The following is a 16,397-nucleotide window of genomic DNA, read 5'->3' on the forward strand; positions in this document are numbered from 1 at the left end:
TGTATAAGAGACAGCCCCTGCCCCCGTCCGGTTCCTACCGGCCTTCGACAATGCCATCCTCGGCTACCACGACCGCAGCCGCATCATCGACGCCCCCCACCTCGGTCTGTCCGTCGCAGGCCACCGCACGATCCTTGTCGACGGACGCGTCACCGCCACCTGGACCGTGCGCAGCCGCCACCTTCACATCAGTCCCCTCCGCCCCCTCACCACCCTGGAACAAGAAGCCGTCCGCGCCGAAGCCCAGGACGTGACCACCTTTCTGGACGAAGACATCGAGCACGTCCAACTTGACACCGAAAACTGACGATCATGCCCTCAGCTCCCGACTTGACAGGCTCGTGGTCCGAAGTGGCTGGACGCTCTCCCACGACACCGCAGCATCGCTGCCCACGCTGACTCTCGACGTCGTCAGATGGATGGCGGAACGCGAGGTCTCACTGCATGCCGTTGACTTCAACGACGCCCCGCCCATCCGGTCCGGCGGATCCGTCATCGTGCACAGGGCGCGCCGATCGCCGCCGGCAAGGTCCAGCGGCTCGCGCCCATCCCGGCGTACCGCAGGCACGGTGCACGGCTCCTGCCTTTTCGCCTTCTGGCCGCCGCCGTTCTTCCGGGCCTGCTTTATCACGGCCCGCAGCGCGACCTGGGCCAGGTCGACGCCGGACATCTCGCCGCCGCTCATACATGCCCCACGGGACGTAGCCAGGGTTCAGGTGCCCGATGCCCAACCGGCGCTGCGTCTGGTCCACCAACTTCCCGGTGAACAGGCACCGTACCGGCGTCTCGCCAGATGCGCGTCCTTCATCGGCCGCACCCGCCAGTCGCGGACCTGATGGCGTGCCAGGTCCACGAGGAGCAGTTCCTGGTCGACGATGGCGGCGTGGGCGCGGGGGATGCCGGCGATAGGGCTTCCTTTATCAATGAAGCAAGAATCCCTATCAATCTCGTATGGCATGAGGTTGGCGTGGCCTGTGAGACTTCCTTTTGTCGTCACTGACATGGGGGACTCCGAATGAGAAAGACACCTCGCGGCCTGCTCAGCCGCATTGCGACGTTGGGCGTCGCCGTTGGCAGCATCGTTGCGATGGGTGCAGATCGTCATCGAGTGGCAGACCTGCTTCGCCTCTGCGTGGGTCCCATGGTCCTGCGTCACTGAAGCCCGGTTCCACAGGGATCTGCAGATGGAGAACATCAACGGTGAGGTCACCCTGCGGGACACTCAGACTCCTGCCCCGGAAGGCTGGTGGCAGGGGAACTACCATCTCACCAGTAGCTAAGTCCGTCGCACGCACCTCAGCCCAGTGAGGCGGTACGGAACCTTCACCGCCAGCCGCAATCGACGGCACTACTCTGTCGACTTCGCAGGCCGGGGTAGTGCTGCGGCCGTCGCCTCCGCGAGTCCGACCCGACCGCCTGGCCCGCCGGCTCGGACTGGATGAACAGGGACACCCGCCCGCCGGCGCCGGGTTTGTCTCCCGGGCCACACACGTGAAGACGACCACAGTGACTCTGCGTTGGACGAATGCCACGGATGGAAGGTCACCGACCTTCAGCAGAGCGACGGACCCGAGCCGGCTGCCACGTCCAAGTGGCAGGGGGAGCCAGCGCGGGGCGAGCTGCCGATCCATGTGAAGGCACCACCCATGACTCCAACGCGCTCTGCGTGGTGCCGACTCCACAACACCAAGAAAAGGGGGCACAAAACATGAAATTCTCCGAACTTTTCACCAAGAGTCGTACCTCGGGCCGCCGCCCGCTCCGCCGTACGGCCGGAATCACTGCGGCACTCGCCGGCGCGGCCGTCTCCCTCGGCGTCGCCACCCCGTCTCCCGCCCAGGCGGCGGACGTGGTCAGCACGTTCCGGAACCAGGCGACGAACGGCTGCCTGGACGCAAGTCTTAATAATTACAAGCGAACTTGGCCGTGTTACGGCGACGCTGCCCAGCGGTGGAACGTGCACGCCTGGCGCGACGGCACTCATGAGCTGCGCAGCTTGGAAGGCGGATGGTGCCTGGACGACAGCTCTTACGGACTTCGCACGTACCCCTGCAACAGCACCACGTTCCAGAGCTGGTACCTGCACTACTGGGACGACGGCACATGGGAGCTGAGGAACCAGGCGACCGGAAAGTGCCTGGACGACAGCTCTTACGGGCTTCGCACGTTCCCCTGCAACGCCACCACGTTCCAGAGCTGGTTCCGCACCTACGGCTGACGCGGCCGGGCCTGCCAAAAGGGGGGCAGGCCCGCCGCGCACGCCTGTGCCTCGCGCACCTGTGAAACCTCGAAGAAGGGCCCGGCCAGTACCGGGCCCTTCTTGCTGCTCAGATCGCGACGCCCACGGATACGGACATACGGGCCGCAGCCGATCCAGCTCATCGACACGCCGCGCCGAGCCCACCGGCCGCAGGCAGGCGCTGCTTGCGGGTGCGGGCTGCAGCCCGCACTGGCGGAGGACCTGGGCGCGGTCACCGCACCAAGGGGTGATGGCGCGGACCGTCCCCTGTCGCGCACCCGGCCCGCGCTCGTACAATCCGGTGCCTGGATACGTCCAACTCCCGTGCTCAGCAGGGGGATTTGTGATCGAGGGAAACGCCGGAGCCGCGGCGGGCGCCGGTACGGGCGGCGACCCCCGGCTGGACGCACTGCGCGCCGAAGTCGAGAAGATCATCGCCGAGGCACAGATCGGCGCCCGCCGGGCGCAGCGCCGGGCCAAGCTCTGGCACGCCATGTACCTCAGCCTCGGTTTTCCGGCCGCCGTCCTGGCCGGCATCTCCGGCGCCGCCGGCCTGGCCTCCGCGGGTGCCCGCGTCCCCGCAGCCATCCTCGCCCTGCTGTCGGCGGGCTTCTCCGCCGGTTCGACTTTCCTGCGCTCCGACGCCCGCCACATGACCAACCTCCGCCGCCGCTACGCCTGGCAGAACCTCGAGACCCGCGCCCGCCTCGTCCTCGCGTACGACGCCTATGAAGGCCCGGAACGACTGCACACCGCACTTCTCGTCCTGCACGAACTGCGCACCACTGTGCCCTCAAGCGCGCTGATCCTCTCCGAGCAGCAAGGGCCGTACCAGCTACCGACGACCGGCCAGACGCCACCGGCCGTCCAACCGACGACGCCGCCCCCGGGGCCGGGCGCATGAACTGTGCCGAGCCTGGGTCATAAGAATGCTCCGCTGCACCACGACAACCACCACCGGGACCCGGAGCACAAGCAGCACCACGGCGGCGAACAACAGGACCAGGCGCTGCTCGCGCGGTCCAGGAAGCAGCGGGCGCGAGCCGCCGGGCAGCACTTCGCGGCGGCGGAGGACCTGGGCACATCGCGGCCCCAGGCCTGCCTACAAGCAGCGTGGACAAGGGGATCAGGCCCAGGTGCACAGGGTCTTTCTGGTGGGTGTGTGACCGCCCTGTTGGGAGGTGTCGACCCGGCCGCCCTTCCAGTCCTGGGTGGTGGCGACGCACGTCAACATGCGACTGCAGGAGACGCCGATGAATACGCGGGTCGCGAACCTGGAACGCGGGCGACTGGACCTGCGTCACTGAAGGCGAACTCGAGTTCGCGCCCTGCCCACCACACGGGACGGTCTCCCCTACTAGCGAGCCCTCGAGCCGCTACTCGACGCCCACGCCGAGCAGCTGGCCAAGGCGATCGACTGCAGCCTTTCGAGATAGTTGACACCTGATCTTGGTGGTTGACACCACTCTGAGACACGCCGAAGCCATACCGGATTTCTGTTGTGCCTGTTCCCGCGACTCGCTCGACGCTAGCGTCGAGCCTCATGATCGTATGGCTCAACGGCACCCATGGCGCAGGCAAAACGACGACCAGTGCGCTCGTGCAGCAGATGATCCCGGACTCACGGGTGTTCGACGCCGAGAAGGTCGGCGAGACACTCATGGACGTCACGCCCGGGCTGCCCGCGACGGACAACTTCCAGCACTGGCCGCCGTGGCGGCCGCTCGTAGTCGAGACCGCCCGACGCATCCTCGACTACACCGGCGGCACCCTGGTGATGCCCATGACCGTCCTGGTCGAGCAGTACTGGCGCGAGATCAGCTCGGGCATTGCCCAGCATGCCATTCCGGTCCGGCACTTCGTCCTCCACGCCGACCAGGACACCCTCCGCGGGCGCATCGCGGGCGACACCGTTCTTGGCCCCAACTCCCCGTTCCGTCTCCAATACCTTGAGCCCTATGCCGAGGCTGCCCGCACGTGGTTGCACGCCGAGGCCGAGGTCGTCGACACCACGCACCTCACACCCGCCCAGGCCGCCCTACAGATCGCAGAGGCTGTCAAGAGTTGAGAAATACGGCCTGCCGGCGTCAAGCCTCGCAGGTGACAACGAGCCTGCCTATGTGACAACTAGCGTGCTTCGGCTCACCAATGCGCCCAGCTGGAATGCCAGGGACAGAGCGCTTGCGGGTGCGCGCCTGGAGCTGAATCTCGATGTGCTCTGCTGCTCGGTGGCACCGACGTCGCGCGCCTCGAAGATGCGGTCCGCCCAGCGCGGCGGCAGGGCCTGGATGATGTCGCGAGGCCATCGAGCTCCTGGCCGACCTCGCCCCCACTCCGACCGAGGCGGTCCGGCTGCCCGTCGTAGCGGCCGGCCGTCGCTGACGACGCAGAGGGCCAGTCGGAGCACGATCGTCGGCACCGGATCGCGGGGAGGCGCCGCTTTCGCACGGGGTCCCGGCCTGCTGAGGGTCGTCGACCCATGGCGCGGCGCTGTTCGGCGTGGTGTCAGGCTCCGGTGAGGGTGCGGGAGATATCCATGAGGTGTTGAGTGCTTGTGCTGCTGAGATTGATCGGTGTGCGCTGTTCGAACTTCTTGGGTTTGCCCCAGTAGAGAGGGCCCGGCCAGTCGTCGCGGCGGACGGCTTCCACCACGTTGTGCGCGGAGGTCTCAACGGAGTCGAAGACGACCGGGCCGAGGATCTTGGCGCCGACTCGCATGTACCAGGGAGCGGCACGCATGATGTCGGTCTTCGCCGCGCCCGCGTTCACTACGCCCGCGGCAAGGCCCGGTGCGGTGCGGGTGAGATGGGCGGCGTAGTGGTGGTTGGTCAGCTGTACGGGCTTGCGGTCGCGGCCGAAGTTGAAGTCGGTGAACTGGGGAAACCGGGCGAAGTCGGCGTCGTCGATGGGCGGGATCGCGGCCGTCATCATCAGCACGACCGGCCGCTCGGCGCGGCGCAGTGCGGGCAGGAGGAGCTGGGTGAGGTGGTAGCGGCTGAGGTAATTGACCGCGAAGAAAGGGTGCAGGCCGTCGACCGTGCGGCTGTCCTGGTTGGTGAGCACGCCGGTGGTGTGGACGAGCGCGTCGAGGTGGTCGTGCTTGTCGAGGATGCGCCTGGCGGCGTCGCGGACGCCGTCGTGGGTGGACAGGTCGGTGGCGAGGAACGAGGCCCTGTCGGCGGGGGCGTCGAGCAGGGTGAGGGCAGCCTCGCCCTTGCGCGGGTCGCGACCCAGTAGGACGAGGCGGTCGCCGTCGGCGAGGAGGTCGCGGGCGGCCTGGAGACCGATGCCGCTGTTGCCTCCGGCGATGAGGATGGTCTTCATGGTGCTCCGGGAGAGAAGGCGGGCGGCCGCCGGCTGACGGCGGTGTGAACCGGCAGCCGCCCGAGCGTCGTTTCGGGGGCTCAGTTGCCGATGAAGTGTTCGGCCTGGTCGCGGCTGACGTGAAGGTTCCAGTAGTCCAGCGCGATGTCGTCGGGCGAACGGTGGGGGACGCCTTCCGGAGCCTCGGTGCCGATCATGAGGTTAATGGCCACGTTCGCTGTGTAGATGCCCTGGTCGGCAAGGGTGTTGTGCAGGTTGAGCGCCCAGTTGCGCTGGCCTGCCTGGGCGATGTTCGCGTCGGCGAGCATCGGGTACGGGGTGAGGGCGCCGCCACCGGTGGTGAACAGCAGCGTGCCGGCCCCGGCTTCGAGCATTCCGGGAAGCACGGTCTGCACGGCGGTGACCGCTCCGTAGAGGAGGCTGTCGATCTGCTGGCGCAGTACGTCGACGGTGACGTCCTGCGGCGCGGTCATGGTCAGCCCGGCATGGGGCGAGAACTCCAGGACGTCGATCCGTCCGAACCGGGCGATCGCCTGCTCCAACGCGGTGGCGAGCTGGGCGGAGTCGGCTACGTCAGCGGGGAAGCCTTCCGCGGTGATCCCGGCCTCGGCGAGCTCGGCGGCCAGCGTGTCGAGCTTGTCCTTGCTGCGGGAGACGAGGGCGACATCGAAGCCGTGACCGCCGAAAACCTTGGCGATGGACAGGCCGAGACCGGGTCCGGCTCCGACGATGGCGATGGTGGGCATACGTGCTCCTGGACAAGGGGGTGGTGTGGCCCTGGCCGGACGGCCGGGGAGGGCAGGCTGGAGGCGTACCGGCGTCAGTCGCGGTCGGCCGGCAACGGCGTGCCGGGCGCCGGCCAGTCGGTGGGATACGGCGCGTGGAGAGCGTCGAGGATCCGCTGGGAGACGGCGCCGAGCTGGCGCTGTTGCGCCTTGGTCAGCGGGTCGAAGACCCAGCGGCGCACCGCTTCAACATGTACGGGGGCCGCGTCTTCGACCTTGGCGAACCCCTCGTCTGTGAGTGTGGCCAGCGTCGAGCGCCCGTCGGAAGGATCGGGGTGACGGCGTACCCAGCCACGCTTCTCCAGCCGGATGACGACGTTGGACAGCCGGGAGAGCGTGCTGCCCGCGTACTGGGCAAGCTCGCTCATCCGCAGGGTGCGCTCAGGCGCCATCGACAGTGCGGACATCACCACGTAGTCGAAGTGAGCGATGCCCGCTTCCCGCTGCATCTGCGCCTCCAGCGCGGCCGGGAACTGCGTCAAGACATAGGCGAACGCATACCACTGCTGCTGCTCATCACTGTCGAGCCAGCGCGGCTCGACAGCGTCCGGTGCATCTTCCATGCCGCCAACATACTCCAAGGTTGGAGTGAATGCCACCACCCGTCACTCCAAGCATGAAGCAAACTGGTGCTACTCTTACTTCAACGTTGGAGTTATCCGATGGAAGGGTGCGGGCGGGTGAACGTCTCCTTGTGGATCGTCGCGGGAACACTGGCGCCGGTGTTCCTGCCGGCCAGGGCGATGAAACTCAGCCGGAGTCCGCAGCAGCCGACCGCCTCCGGACTGGGCTGGGCCGAGGACTTCGACCCAGGGCCGGTCAAGACGATCGGTGCAATCGAAGGCCTCGCCGCCCTCGGCCTGATCCTTCCGCCGCTCGTCGGCGTCGCGCAGATCCTGACCCCGACAGCCGGCTTGGGACTGGTGGTACTGATGCTCGGCGCGGCCGTCACGCACAGCCGCCGCGCAGAGTTCCAGATGATCACCGTCAACGTCGTGCTGCTGGCCCTCGCCGCCGTGGTCGCCTGGGGCCGCTTCGGCCCGCACGCCTTCTGACACCCGGCCGCGACACCCACCCGGCGCCGCGCGACGGGCGCCGGCAGTCCCGCGCCCACACCAGAAGCCCCCGGTCCACCGTGAACGTGGACCACGAACCGAAGGGACCCCATGCCCCCCGAGAAGAACGCCGACGTCATCACCGCGGACGCGCAGGCCGCCGCTCTGCAGGCCATCCTGGCCGCGCACGGCCGCCCGGCGACAGAGGTACTGGCCGGTGCCGACGCCGCCCCCGAGCGCCTCACGAGCGCGTCCCCGCAGACAACCGAAGGGCCCTACTACGTCGACACCGACGGCGAAGTCCACCAGCGGGCGGACATCGCCGAGGGCCGGCCCGGCGTTCCGCTCCAGTTGCGTATCACCGTGCTCAGCGCCGACCAGGGCACACCGGTCCCCGGTGCCACGGTCGAGGTGTGGCACTGCGACGCCCTCGGCTACTACTCCGGACACCTCGCACACGACCCCGACACCCTGCCGACCATGAACGAGTCCGGCCATGTCCCGCCGTCCGACGGCTCACGCTTCCTGCGCGGCGGCCAGCCCACCGATGCCGACGGCGCGGCCGAGTTCAACACCATCTACCCAGGGTGGTACTTCACCCGCAGCATCCACATCCACACCAAGGTCCGCGTCGGGGGCCGCGAGGTGTACACCGGGCAGCTCTACCTCCCGGAGGAGTACAACGAGGCCATCGAGGCATTCCCGCCCTACAACCAGCACACCACGCTGCAACGGCTCCCCAACAAGGACGACCTGGTCTACCGTTCCGCAGGCGGTGCGGACCTGCTCCTGGACGTGAGCCCGGTGGATTTCGACAGCCTGGAACGCGGACTCACCGCATCATTCACCCTGGCCGTCGCCCTCCCCTGATACCTGCCGTGCCGCCGCCGGGTGGGCCTCACAGCGCATCAGGGGCGCAGAAGCCGGGGCTTGTGCGCGAACACCCACCGGTTCCCCTCCAGCGCGTCGTTCGGCTCGGGGAGGGGGCCGCGTCCGTGCCGGCGGGTGAAGTCGAAGGGCGTGTGTACCGAGATGGACCAACCATTGGCCCTCAGGTCGCCCGCGGAGTCGGGGCGTGGTCCCTTGTCGAAGAGATGGAGCAGGTCGATGCCGATCTGTTCTCGTGTCGCCGTGTAGATCGCGCTGTCGCGGTACTCCAGCAGGTCCTTCTCCAGCTTGGCCTCGAAGGCCAGTGCGCTGCCTTCGGTGGTCAGCCGGTGCACCGTGTCGATGAGGTACGTCTCGGCGGGGCCCGGCAGGTAGAAGAGCAGTCCCTCGGCCAGCCAGACGCTCGGTGCGACCGGGTCGAAGCCGGCGGTCGTCAGCGCGGTGACCCAGTCGGCGCGAAGGTCGACCGGTATGGGGACGCGCCTCACCTTCGGGGTGGCCGGCAGGTCCGTGAGCACCTGGTGCTTGAACGCCAGCACGCCTGCCCTGTCGATCTCGAAGACCACGCAGTCGGACGGCCAGTCCAGCCGGAAGGCGCGGGTGTCCAAGCCCGCGCCCAGCAGGACCACTTGGCGGGCGCTCGTACGGACCGACCGGAGGACGAAGTCGTCGAGGACCCTGGTCCGCAGGCCGAAGTAGCGGGCGAACCGCCCCCACAGCGGGTTGCCGTCCCCGTCCGGGACCTGCTGGATGCGCACCGGCCAGTCCGCGCACGCCGGGGCGGCGCGCACGAAGTGTTCCGCGTAGACGTCCTGGGCCAGGCTGTCGTGGCGGTGGGTCTCGATCGCCCGCGCCGCGGCGACCAGGAGAGCCGTCAGACCCACACCTCCGTCCACGCCTTCCACGTCCGCGTGCTGCGGCGCCGTGCCGACCATGTTTCCTCCGTTGGCGGGAGTGGGGACTGCGGGGTGCCTGCTTGTCGGATGCGGTGAGTCTGCGGTGGCGCAGGCCTCGCTATCGGCTTCTTCCCTCCGGGAGCAGGACGGGTTTGACCACGCGGCCCGCGTCGCAGTCGCGTTCGGCCTCGTTGATGTCGGCCAGCGGGTAGGTGCGGATCAGTTGGTCGAAGGGGAAGCGTCCGGCCTGCCACAGCCCGGTCAGTCGGGGTATCAGCAGTGCAGGTACGGCGTCCCCTTCGCAGATGTGGCGGATGTTGCGGCCGCGGTCCAGCGTGCCCGGTTCGAGCGGCAGCGCTGTGTGGAGCCGTGCCACCAGGCCGAGGCTGCCGGTGGGGCGCAGTGCCCGGAGCGCGTCGTTGATGAGCGGGGGCGAGGCCGTGGTGTCCAGCGCGTACTGCGCGCCGCCGTCGGTCAGCCTCCGGATCTGCTCGGGCAGCCCGGCCGTTCCGGCGGGCAGCGGGATCGCGCCGAACCGTTCGGCCAGGGCCAGCCGTCGGGGCTGACGGTCGACGGCCACGGTCAGCGCGCCCGCAGCGGTGGCCGCCATCACCGCGGCCAGGCCCACCGCTCCCGCGCCGAAGACCGCGAGGGTGTCGCCGGGGCCGGCGCCGAAGGCGTTCAGCACGGCTCCGGCGCCGGTGAGGAAGCCGCAGCCGAGCGGCCCGAGCAGTTCGACGGGCAGTGCGGGGTCGACCCGGACGGCGTTGCGGGCCGGGACGAGCGCGTACTCGGCGAACGAGGACTGGCCGAACCACCGGGGGGTCAGCGCTCCCCCGGTTGCGTCGGTGAGCCGCGGCGCGTCCTCCTTTCGTCCTCCGAAGAGGTTGAGGGAGGCGAAGGAGTCGCAGTAGGCGGGGGCCGCGCCGCGGCAGTTCCGGCAGTGTCCGCAGGAGTCGAAGCTCAGCACGACGTGGTCACCGACGCCGATCGCGGTGTCCGGGCCGCCGCCCGTCCGCACCACGACCCCGGCCCCCTCGTGGCCGAGCACCGCCGGCAGCGGGCTGCGGTCGGCTGATCGCCGGACCGCGAGATCGGTCCGGCACATCCCGCAGCCCGCGATCTCGACCAGGATCTCGCCGTCGGCGGGTTCCGTGCGCAGGGTCACCTCCTCGACCGCGAACGGGTCCTCGTACGAGCGCAGTACGGCCGCCTGGAACCTCATCGTCATGCCTCCTGGGGACGGTGGACGACGAACGGCCGGAGGTTGCCGTAGAGCCCCCACGGTCCGCCCGCGACGCCGACACCGCTGTTCTTGACGCCTGCGAAGGGCTGGGCGAGGGACAGTTCGGCATGGTGGTTGATCCAGGCCGTGCCGCATTCGAGCCGGTCGGCCACCGCCTCGGTCCGGTCGAGATCGGTGCCCCATACGGAGCCGCCCAGTCCGAAGCCGGTGCCGTTGGCCGCGTCGACGGCTTCGTCGAGGCTCCGGTACGGCAGCACCGGCAGGACCGGTCCGAACTGTTCCTCCGTCACCACCGGGCTGCCGGGCGGGACATCGGTGAGGATCGTGGGAGCGAAGAAGTAGCCCGGCCCGTCCAGCCGGTGGCCGCCTGCCGCCGCCCGGGCTCCGTCCGCCAGGGCCCGCTTCGCGACCTGCTCGACCCGGGCCAACTGGGGGGCGTTGCTGACCGGGCCCAGCCGGGTGTCCGGGTCGAGGCCGGCTCCGACGGCGACGGTCTTCGCGCGCTGGGCGAGAGCTTCGACGACCTCGGCGTGTAGCCGGGCCGGGGCGTAGACGCGTTTGACCGCCATGCAGACCTGCCCGCAGTTGCGGAACGCGGCCCAGAACAGCCGGTCCGCGATCCGGTCCACCTCGACGTCGTCCAGCAGGACGGCGGCGTCGTTGCCGCCCAGTTCCAGAGTGACCCGGGCGAGCGAGGCCGCCGCCGCTTCGGCGACGGCCCGCCCGGTGGGCACCGAGCCGGTGAAGGTGACGTGACGGATGCCCGGGTGAGAGGCGAGGCGGGCGCCGAGGGGTTCGCGGCCGGTGACGACGGTCAGTACGTCCTCGGGCAGGGCGGTGGCGAGGACGGAGCCGAGCAGTCGGGTGGCGAGGGGGGTGAACGGGGACGGTTTGAGGACCATGGTGTTGCCCGCCGCGAGCGCGGGCGCGAACTTCGCCGCCGCGAGCTGGAGAGGAAAGTTCCACGGCACGATCGCGGCGACGGGTCCGAGGGGTCGCCAGCGGATCTCGCTGTGCACGGGCCGGCCATCGGTGATCCGCCGGGTTCTGGGGGCCAGGTCGGCGAAGTAGCACAGGCGGGCCGCCGTACGGGCGATCTCCGCGTAGGACTCGGCCAGGGGCTTGCCCTGTTCCCGGGTGAGCAACCGGGCGAGGTCGTCGCCGGCCGTCACCACGGCGTCGGCCGCCACGCGCAACGCGGTGGTGCGGGCGGCGGGGTCCGCGCGCCAGCCGTACCAGGCCCGGTGGGCCCGGTCGACCACGGCGTCCAACTCGTCCGGCTGCTGGTCGGGGGCCTCGTCGAAGGTCTCTCCGGTGGCCGGGTCGACGACGGCGAAACGCGCGGCCCGGCCACCGTGGCCGCGGTCGGTCTCAGATGTCGGCATGCCGGTGGTCAGTTCACGGCGGGGACGCCGGCCGCGTACTCCCGGGCCTGCCGGTCCATCTCCGCCCGGAAGGCGGCCACCAGCCGCGGCTGAATCCTTCCGGCATGGCGGTCGCCGCCCTCGCAGACCGCTCCGCGCACGCCCACAATGTCCGTGCCGATGCGGGTCAGCGGACCGAGGTCGGCCTGTTGGACACTGCCCGCGAGGGCGGCGAGCCGACCGGACGCGTGGGCCAACCGGACGAACTCGGCACAGACGTCCGGCGGAACATGGTCGAACAGCCGCGTCCCGTCCTTGATGGCGGTGTCGAGCATGGCCGCGTCGGCGCCGGAGCGGGCGGCGATGTCGGGCACGGCGAGCGGGTTGACGCAGCCGATGCGGTGGGCGTCGGCGTAACCGGAGGCGACGACGAGCGCTTCGGGGCGGTGGTCCTTCACCGCCCGGACGACCGCGCGCATGACCTCGACGCCCTGATCGGGCGTCGTGCATCCGTAGAGGCCGACCTTGATGTACGTGGCGCCGGAGACGACCGCGCCGAGCGCGGCCTGGGCCACCGTGCCGGGCTTGTAGGGGACGTCTCCCACGGTGGCGGACACCGGTTTGTCCGCCGGGACCGCGTCGCGGATCTCTCTGATGACCCAGGGGAAGTTGGCGCCGAGCGAGCCCTCGTCGGGCCTCTTGACGTCGACGATGTCGAGGTGCTCCGCCGCCTTCGCACAGTCGAGGGCCTCCTCGACGCTGTCCGGGGAGATGAGAAGCAACACCATGGGCCCCTTCCGCCGCATGTCCGCCTGACCGAGGGACAGGGGTGCGGATCACCTGGTTCATGTGCGGTGTGTTCATCATTTCCGCCGCCCGTGGGCACCGGTAGAGCGTGCGGGGTTCCCATGGGGCGCTCGTGCCCACGTGCAGTGCGCCGCGTGCACCGGCCTTACCGATCATTCCAACATGAGTTCGACCCCGGCCCTCGGCGGTTGGGCCAGGGACGGCACTCTTCTGTAAGTGTCGGATGATCTTGTAGGTGTGAGCTGGGCCGATGCCCCGCCCGACAGGATCGACTGCAGCGAGGTGCCCAGCATGGCCCGCCCTGCACCCGTACCGCCCGGGTGTTTTCGTGGGCGCCGGTCAGGTGGGTGGGTAGGGGCAGGTCAGGGCGGTGAGGTCGACGGCGTCCGCCATCGCCTGCATGCCCTTGTCGTTGGGGTGGAGGTGGTCGCCGCCGTCGAAGACGGGGAGGATGCGTTCGCGGTCGTAGGGGCTGCGCAGGATGCGGTCGAAGTCGGTCACCGCGTCGAACTCGCCGCCGGTCCGGACGAATTCGTTGACGGCCTGGCGTACGGCCTCAGCGGCGGGGTTCCATTCGGACCAGCCCTTGAACGGGGCGATCGTGGCGCCGGCGACGCACTTGCCGGCAGCGTGGGCCCGGGCGATGACCTGCCGGTATCCGGCAATGAGGTCGTCGGCGGTGACGCCCGTGTCGGCCTTGAGGTCGTTGACGCCCTCGAAGAGGAACACGGTACGCACGCCTGGCAGCGACAGCACATCCCGGTCGAACCGGTTCAGGGCGCTCTGCCCGGCGCCGTCGGCGAGGATCTTGTTGCCGGAGATCCCCTCGTTGGCGACTCCTTGGATGTCGGAGCCGGCTCGCTGGAGGCGGCGGGCGAGGTAGTCGGGCCAGCGGCGGTTCAGGTCGCCGCTGGACTGCCAGCCGTCGGTGATGGAGTCGCCGAGCGCGGCCACCGCACCGGTCCGGGCGGCGGTGCGGACCGTGACGGCGTCCAGGTAGAACCAGGAGCCGGTCCGGTCGGTCCAGTTGTCGGCGCTCTCCTCGGCGGTGTGGTCGCCCTGGGTGGTGTACGACGTCTGCATCGCCATGCCGTGGCCGGTGGCCGGGCCGGCCGCGTCACGGCTGTGCAGACTGACGACGAGGTTCGCCCCGGCGGGCCACTTACCGGGCAGCGCGTCGCTGAACAACGTCTGTCCGGCCGGGACAGTCACGGACCGGGCGCCGTCGAAGGTCAGGCGCCGGTTGCTGCCGGACACGAGCAGTGCGCCCGTGTCCTGTGTGCCGGCCCAGACACTGTCGAGGGTCAGCGGCCGGTCGCCGAAGGCGTTGGAGAGACGGACCCGCAGATCGCTGCCGCCGGCGCTGGTGCGCACGACCAGCCGGTAGGCCCGGTCGGGCACGCCGTCGCCGACCCGGTCGGCGCTTGCGCCCCAGGTGACGACGGAGTGCGTGCCGGTCGTGGCGGGGTGTGCGGGCGCGGCGGGTGTCAGGAGTACGGCGGTCAGGACGGCGGCGCACACCAGTTGGACCCTCATCACCCGAAGCCCTTCAGCGTGACGGACTCGCCCTGCTTCAGCGAGACCTTGCGGGAGGTCCCGGCGAAGGCGACCGTGGTGGTCCGGCCGCCGGTGGAGCGGACCCGGACCGACGTGGGGGCGCCGTCCTTCCAGGCCAGGTCGACGAGGAAGCCGCCGCGTGCCGCGAGGCCGGTGATCGAGCCGGAGGCCGCCCAGGCGGCGGGCAGGGCGGGCAGGAGTTCGAGGTGGCCGGGGCGGGAGTACAGCAGCATCTCGCTGATGGCGGCCGGGGTGCCGAAGTTGGCGTCGATCTGGAAGATGCCGCGACCCGGCTCGGTCTGGTAGATGTCGAACAGGTTGAAGGCGGTGCCGTTCGCGCCGCCGGTCGAGGGGCGCAGGTTGTTGACGATGAGCTGGTAGGCGTTGTCGGCGTTCTTCAGGCGGGCCCAGCACAGGGCGCGCCAGGCGTTGGCCCAGCCGAAGCTCTCCATGCCGCGGGCGGTCAGCAGGGCGGTGGCACCCTCGACGGTCGCCTTCGGGGTGGAGCCGTCGGGGCGGATGCGGTCGCCGGGGAAGAGACCGACCAGCGGGGACAAGTGGCGGTGGGTGGTCTCGCCGAGGTTGTCGGGTGACATCCACTCCTGGAGCCAGCCGGTCTTCGGGCTGACCTCGGGCAGGTACAGCTTGTCGCGCAGCGCGGTGATCCGGGCGGCATGGTCACGGTCGCGGTTCAACTCGGCCGCCGCGGAGGCGTAGTTACCGAACAGTGTCCAGACGAGTTCCTGAGCGTAGGTGATTCCCTTGGCGTCCAGCGGGCCGTGTTCGGGCGACCAGTCACTGTCGGCGACGAGCACCTCCTTCGTGCCGCCAGGCGCGGTCGTGGTGACCAGCCGCGCCTCCCAGAACTCGCAGGCTCCCTTCAGCAGCGGGTGGATGCGTTCCAGGTGGGTGCGGGAGAGGGTGTACTCGTAGTGCTCGAAGAGGGTGTTGCACAGCCAGGCGTTGCCCGCCGGGTGCCACCACCAGCCGTTTCCGCCGTGGGGGTTGGTGGAGATGGCGACGGTCCAGCCGGCGGTCCTGCCGGAGGAGTTGCGGTAGCGGTTGCGGGGGTCGCCGAACAGTTGGTGGGTGAGGCCGGTCCAGGCGGGAAGCTGGGCGAGGCAGTAGTCGGTGAGGGCGTCGAAGCAGGGGGACAGACCGGTGCGGTCGGCCATCCAGTAGTTCATCTGGATGTTGATGTCGGTGTGGTAGTCGCCCATCCAGTCCGGGTCGTTGCCGTCCAGCCACAGCCCTTGCAGGCCCATCGGGAGGCTGCCGCGGGAGCCGGAGATCATCAGGTAGCGGCCGAAGTGGAGGTAGGCGGCCTCCAGTTCCGGGTCGGGGTCGCCGCTGGTGTGGCGGAGGTTGACGCGCTCCCAGGTGTCCAGGTCGCGCTGCCGGTCCGTGGAGGCGCCCAGGTCGAGGTCGAACCGGCGGTAGAGGGCCTGGTGGTCGGCGATGTGCGTACGGCGGAGCACGGACGCTGAGTGGGCGGCGGCGGCCCGGACCTTGGTGCGGGCGAGCCTCGCGGGGTCGAGGGACGGGTCGCGGTACCCGGCCTCGGCGTCGGGCGCGTAGTTCGTGCCGCCGCTGACCACCACCGTGAGGTCCCGGCAGCCCGCGAAGTCGATCCGGTCGTCGTGCACGCTCACCCGGCCGCCGCTGCCGTACGCGGTCACGGCGGCACCGTAGCGCAGGCCGTTGGGGAAGGAGGCGCCGAAGGACACCGCCGGGTCCTCGCCGTGCGTGCCCTCCAGGGTGATCGTGCCGGTGTGGCGGCCCGGCCCGCTCTGCGTGAAGTGCACGACGATCACGTCGTCGGTGCGGCTGGCGAAGACCTCCCGCCGGTAGGTCACCCCGGAGCGGACGTAGGTGGTGGTGACGACGCCCCGGTCGAGGTCGAGGGTGCGTCGGTAGCCGGAGACGGAGCCCAGGTCGTGGTCGGGCAGGTCGACGGTGAGGCGGGCCAGGAGAGTGAGGGAGCCGAAGTCGTCACGGCCGTAGGGGAACTGGCCGTCGGCGTCGAGGGTGTCGTTGAGACCGCCGGTCCACATGGTGGCGTCGGTGATCAGGAGCAGTTCGCGCCCGGGGTCGTTGCCGGTGAGGGCGCCGAGACGGCCGTTGCCGACGGGCAGGCCCTGTTCGATCATCGAGTGGGCGTCGCCGGGGGCCTGCCACCACAGCACGTGGCGGGCGTCGGCGCGCCCGGCCGGGGCCTCGGCGGGGCGTGCGGGGG

Annotated in this window: 15 protein-coding genes and 1 pseudogene; 6 read left to right on the top strand and 10 right to left on the bottom strand. The window is 70.0% G+C overall.

Translation table 11 applies throughout. The annotated features are described in order from the left end of the window. Positions 1 to 16: 16 nt before the first annotated feature. Positions 17 to 307 (top strand): annotated as a pseudogene (locus FPZ41_RS36520) (DNA glycosylase AlkZ-like family protein); the annotation flags it as partial. 3 nt (positions 308 to 310) lie between these two features. Here the strand turns inward: FPZ41_RS36520 and FPZ41_RS36525 are convergent. Beyond that, positions 311 to 685, bottom strand: coding sequence for a hypothetical protein (locus FPZ41_RS36525; protein WP_152867860.1), 375 nt, complete (start codon positions 683 to 685; stop codon positions 311 to 313). A gap of 1,023 nt (positions 686 to 1,708) precedes the next feature. On the opposite strand from FPZ41_RS36525, the gene FPZ41_RS36530 reads away from it, so the two are divergent. The 3 genes from FPZ41_RS36530 (at position 1,709) to FPZ41_RS36540 (ending at position 4,307) form a co-directional block, all read left to right on the top strand. Then, positions 1,709 to 2,218: an RICIN domain-containing protein gene (locus tag FPZ41_RS36530; RefSeq protein ID WP_194236343.1), complete on the top strand. Its 510-nt coding sequence runs from the start codon at positions 1,709 to 1,711 to the stop codon at positions 2,216 to 2,218. Between the two features lie 364 nt (positions 2,219 to 2,582). After that, complete coding sequence (locus FPZ41_RS36535) at positions 2,583 to 3,143, top strand: hypothetical protein (protein WP_152867862.1); 561 nt, start codon at positions 2,583 to 2,585, stop codon at positions 3,141 to 3,143. A gap of 639 nt (positions 3,144 to 3,782) precedes the next feature. Further along, complete coding sequence (locus FPZ41_RS36540) at positions 3,783 to 4,307, top strand: P-loop NTPase family protein (RefSeq protein ID WP_152867863.1); 525 nt, start codon at positions 3,783 to 3,785, stop codon at positions 4,305 to 4,307. A 437-nt stretch (positions 4,308 to 4,744) separates the two neighbouring features. Here the strand turns inward: FPZ41_RS36540 and FPZ41_RS36550 are convergent, their stop codons facing one another. The 3 genes from FPZ41_RS36550 to FPZ41_RS36560 all read right to left on the bottom strand — a co-directional run bounded on the left by FPZ41_RS36550 (position 4,745) and on the right by FPZ41_RS36560 (position 6,911). Then, positions 4,745 to 5,563 carry an SDR family NAD(P)-dependent oxidoreductase gene (locus FPZ41_RS36550; RefSeq protein WP_152867864.1) on the bottom strand — a complete coding sequence of 273 codons (819 nt, stop codon included), beginning with the start codon at positions 5,561 to 5,563 and terminating at the stop codon, positions 4,745 to 4,747. Between the two features lie 80 nt (positions 5,564 to 5,643). Next, positions 5,644 to 6,309, bottom strand: a complete 666-nt coding sequence (locus FPZ41_RS36555; RefSeq protein ID WP_152867865.1) for an SDR family NAD(P)-dependent oxidoreductase — start codon at positions 6,307 to 6,309, stop codon at positions 5,644 to 5,646. Between the two features lie 74 nt (positions 6,310 to 6,383). Further along, a complete protein-coding gene (locus tag FPZ41_RS36560; RefSeq protein WP_152867866.1) occupies positions 6,384 to 6,911 on the bottom strand; it encodes a MarR family winged helix-turn-helix transcriptional regulator in 528 nt (175 codons plus the stop codon). A gap of 117 nt (positions 6,912 to 7,028) precedes the next feature. On the opposite strand from FPZ41_RS36560, the gene FPZ41_RS36565 reads away from it, so the two are divergent. Both FPZ41_RS36565 and FPZ41_RS36570 read left to right on the top strand, forming a co-directional pair. Further along, the gene (locus FPZ41_RS36565; protein WP_322621174.1) at positions 7,029 to 7,403 is read left to right on the top strand and encodes a DoxX family protein; all 375 of its coding nucleotides are present in this window, start codon (positions 7,029 to 7,031) and stop codon (positions 7,401 to 7,403) included. Between the two features lie 111 nt (positions 7,404 to 7,514). Then, positions 7,515 to 8,273, top strand: coding sequence for an intradiol ring-cleavage dioxygenase (locus FPZ41_RS36570; RefSeq protein ID WP_152867868.1), 759 nt, complete (start codon positions 7,515 to 7,517; stop codon positions 8,271 to 8,273). 38 nt (positions 8,274 to 8,311) lie between these two features. Here FPZ41_RS36570 and FPZ41_RS36575 read toward each other — a convergent pair whose 3' ends face one another. The 6 genes from FPZ41_RS36575 to FPZ41_RS36600 all read right to left on the bottom strand — a co-directional run. Continuing rightward, positions 8,312 to 9,226: a class I SAM-dependent methyltransferase gene (locus tag FPZ41_RS36575; protein ID WP_152867869.1), complete on the bottom strand. Its 915-nt coding sequence runs from the start codon at positions 9,224 to 9,226 to the stop codon at positions 8,312 to 8,314. Between the two features lie 79 nt (positions 9,227 to 9,305). Continuing rightward, complete coding sequence (locus tag FPZ41_RS36580; protein WP_152867874.1) at positions 9,306 to 10,412, bottom strand: NAD(P)-dependent alcohol dehydrogenase; 1,107 nt, start codon at positions 10,410 to 10,412, stop codon at positions 9,306 to 9,308. A 2-nt stretch (positions 10,413 to 10,414) separates the two neighbouring features. Continuing rightward, on the bottom strand, positions 10,415 to 11,818 hold the full coding sequence (locus FPZ41_RS36585; RefSeq protein WP_152867870.1) for an aldehyde dehydrogenase family protein: 1,404 nt from the start codon (positions 11,816 to 11,818) through the stop codon (positions 10,415 to 10,417). A gap of 8 nt (positions 11,819 to 11,826) precedes the next feature. Next, positions 11,827 to 12,582 (bottom strand): (5-formylfuran-3-yl)methyl phosphate synthase, encoded by a 756-nt coding sequence (locus FPZ41_RS36590; RefSeq protein ID WP_322621176.1) that lies wholly within the window; start codon positions 12,580 to 12,582, stop codon positions 11,827 to 11,829. 361 nt (positions 12,583 to 12,943) lie between these two features. Continuing rightward, positions 12,944 to 14,140: an SGNH/GDSL hydrolase family protein gene (locus tag FPZ41_RS36595; RefSeq protein ID WP_152867872.1), complete on the bottom strand. Its 1,197-nt coding sequence runs from the start codon at positions 14,138 to 14,140 to the stop codon at positions 12,944 to 12,946. Then, positions 14,140 to 16,397: glycosyl hydrolase family 95 catalytic domain-containing protein (locus FPZ41_RS36600; RefSeq protein ID WP_152867873.1), on the bottom strand; the 2,258-nt coding region annotated here is incomplete at its 5' end. The genes FPZ41_RS36600 and FPZ41_RS36595, both read right to left, overlap by 1 nt.

Source organism: Streptomyces acidicola (genome assembly GCF_009377235.1).
Lineage (GTDB): Bacteria > Actinomycetota > Actinomycetes > Streptomycetales > Streptomycetaceae > Streptomyces > Streptomyces acidicola.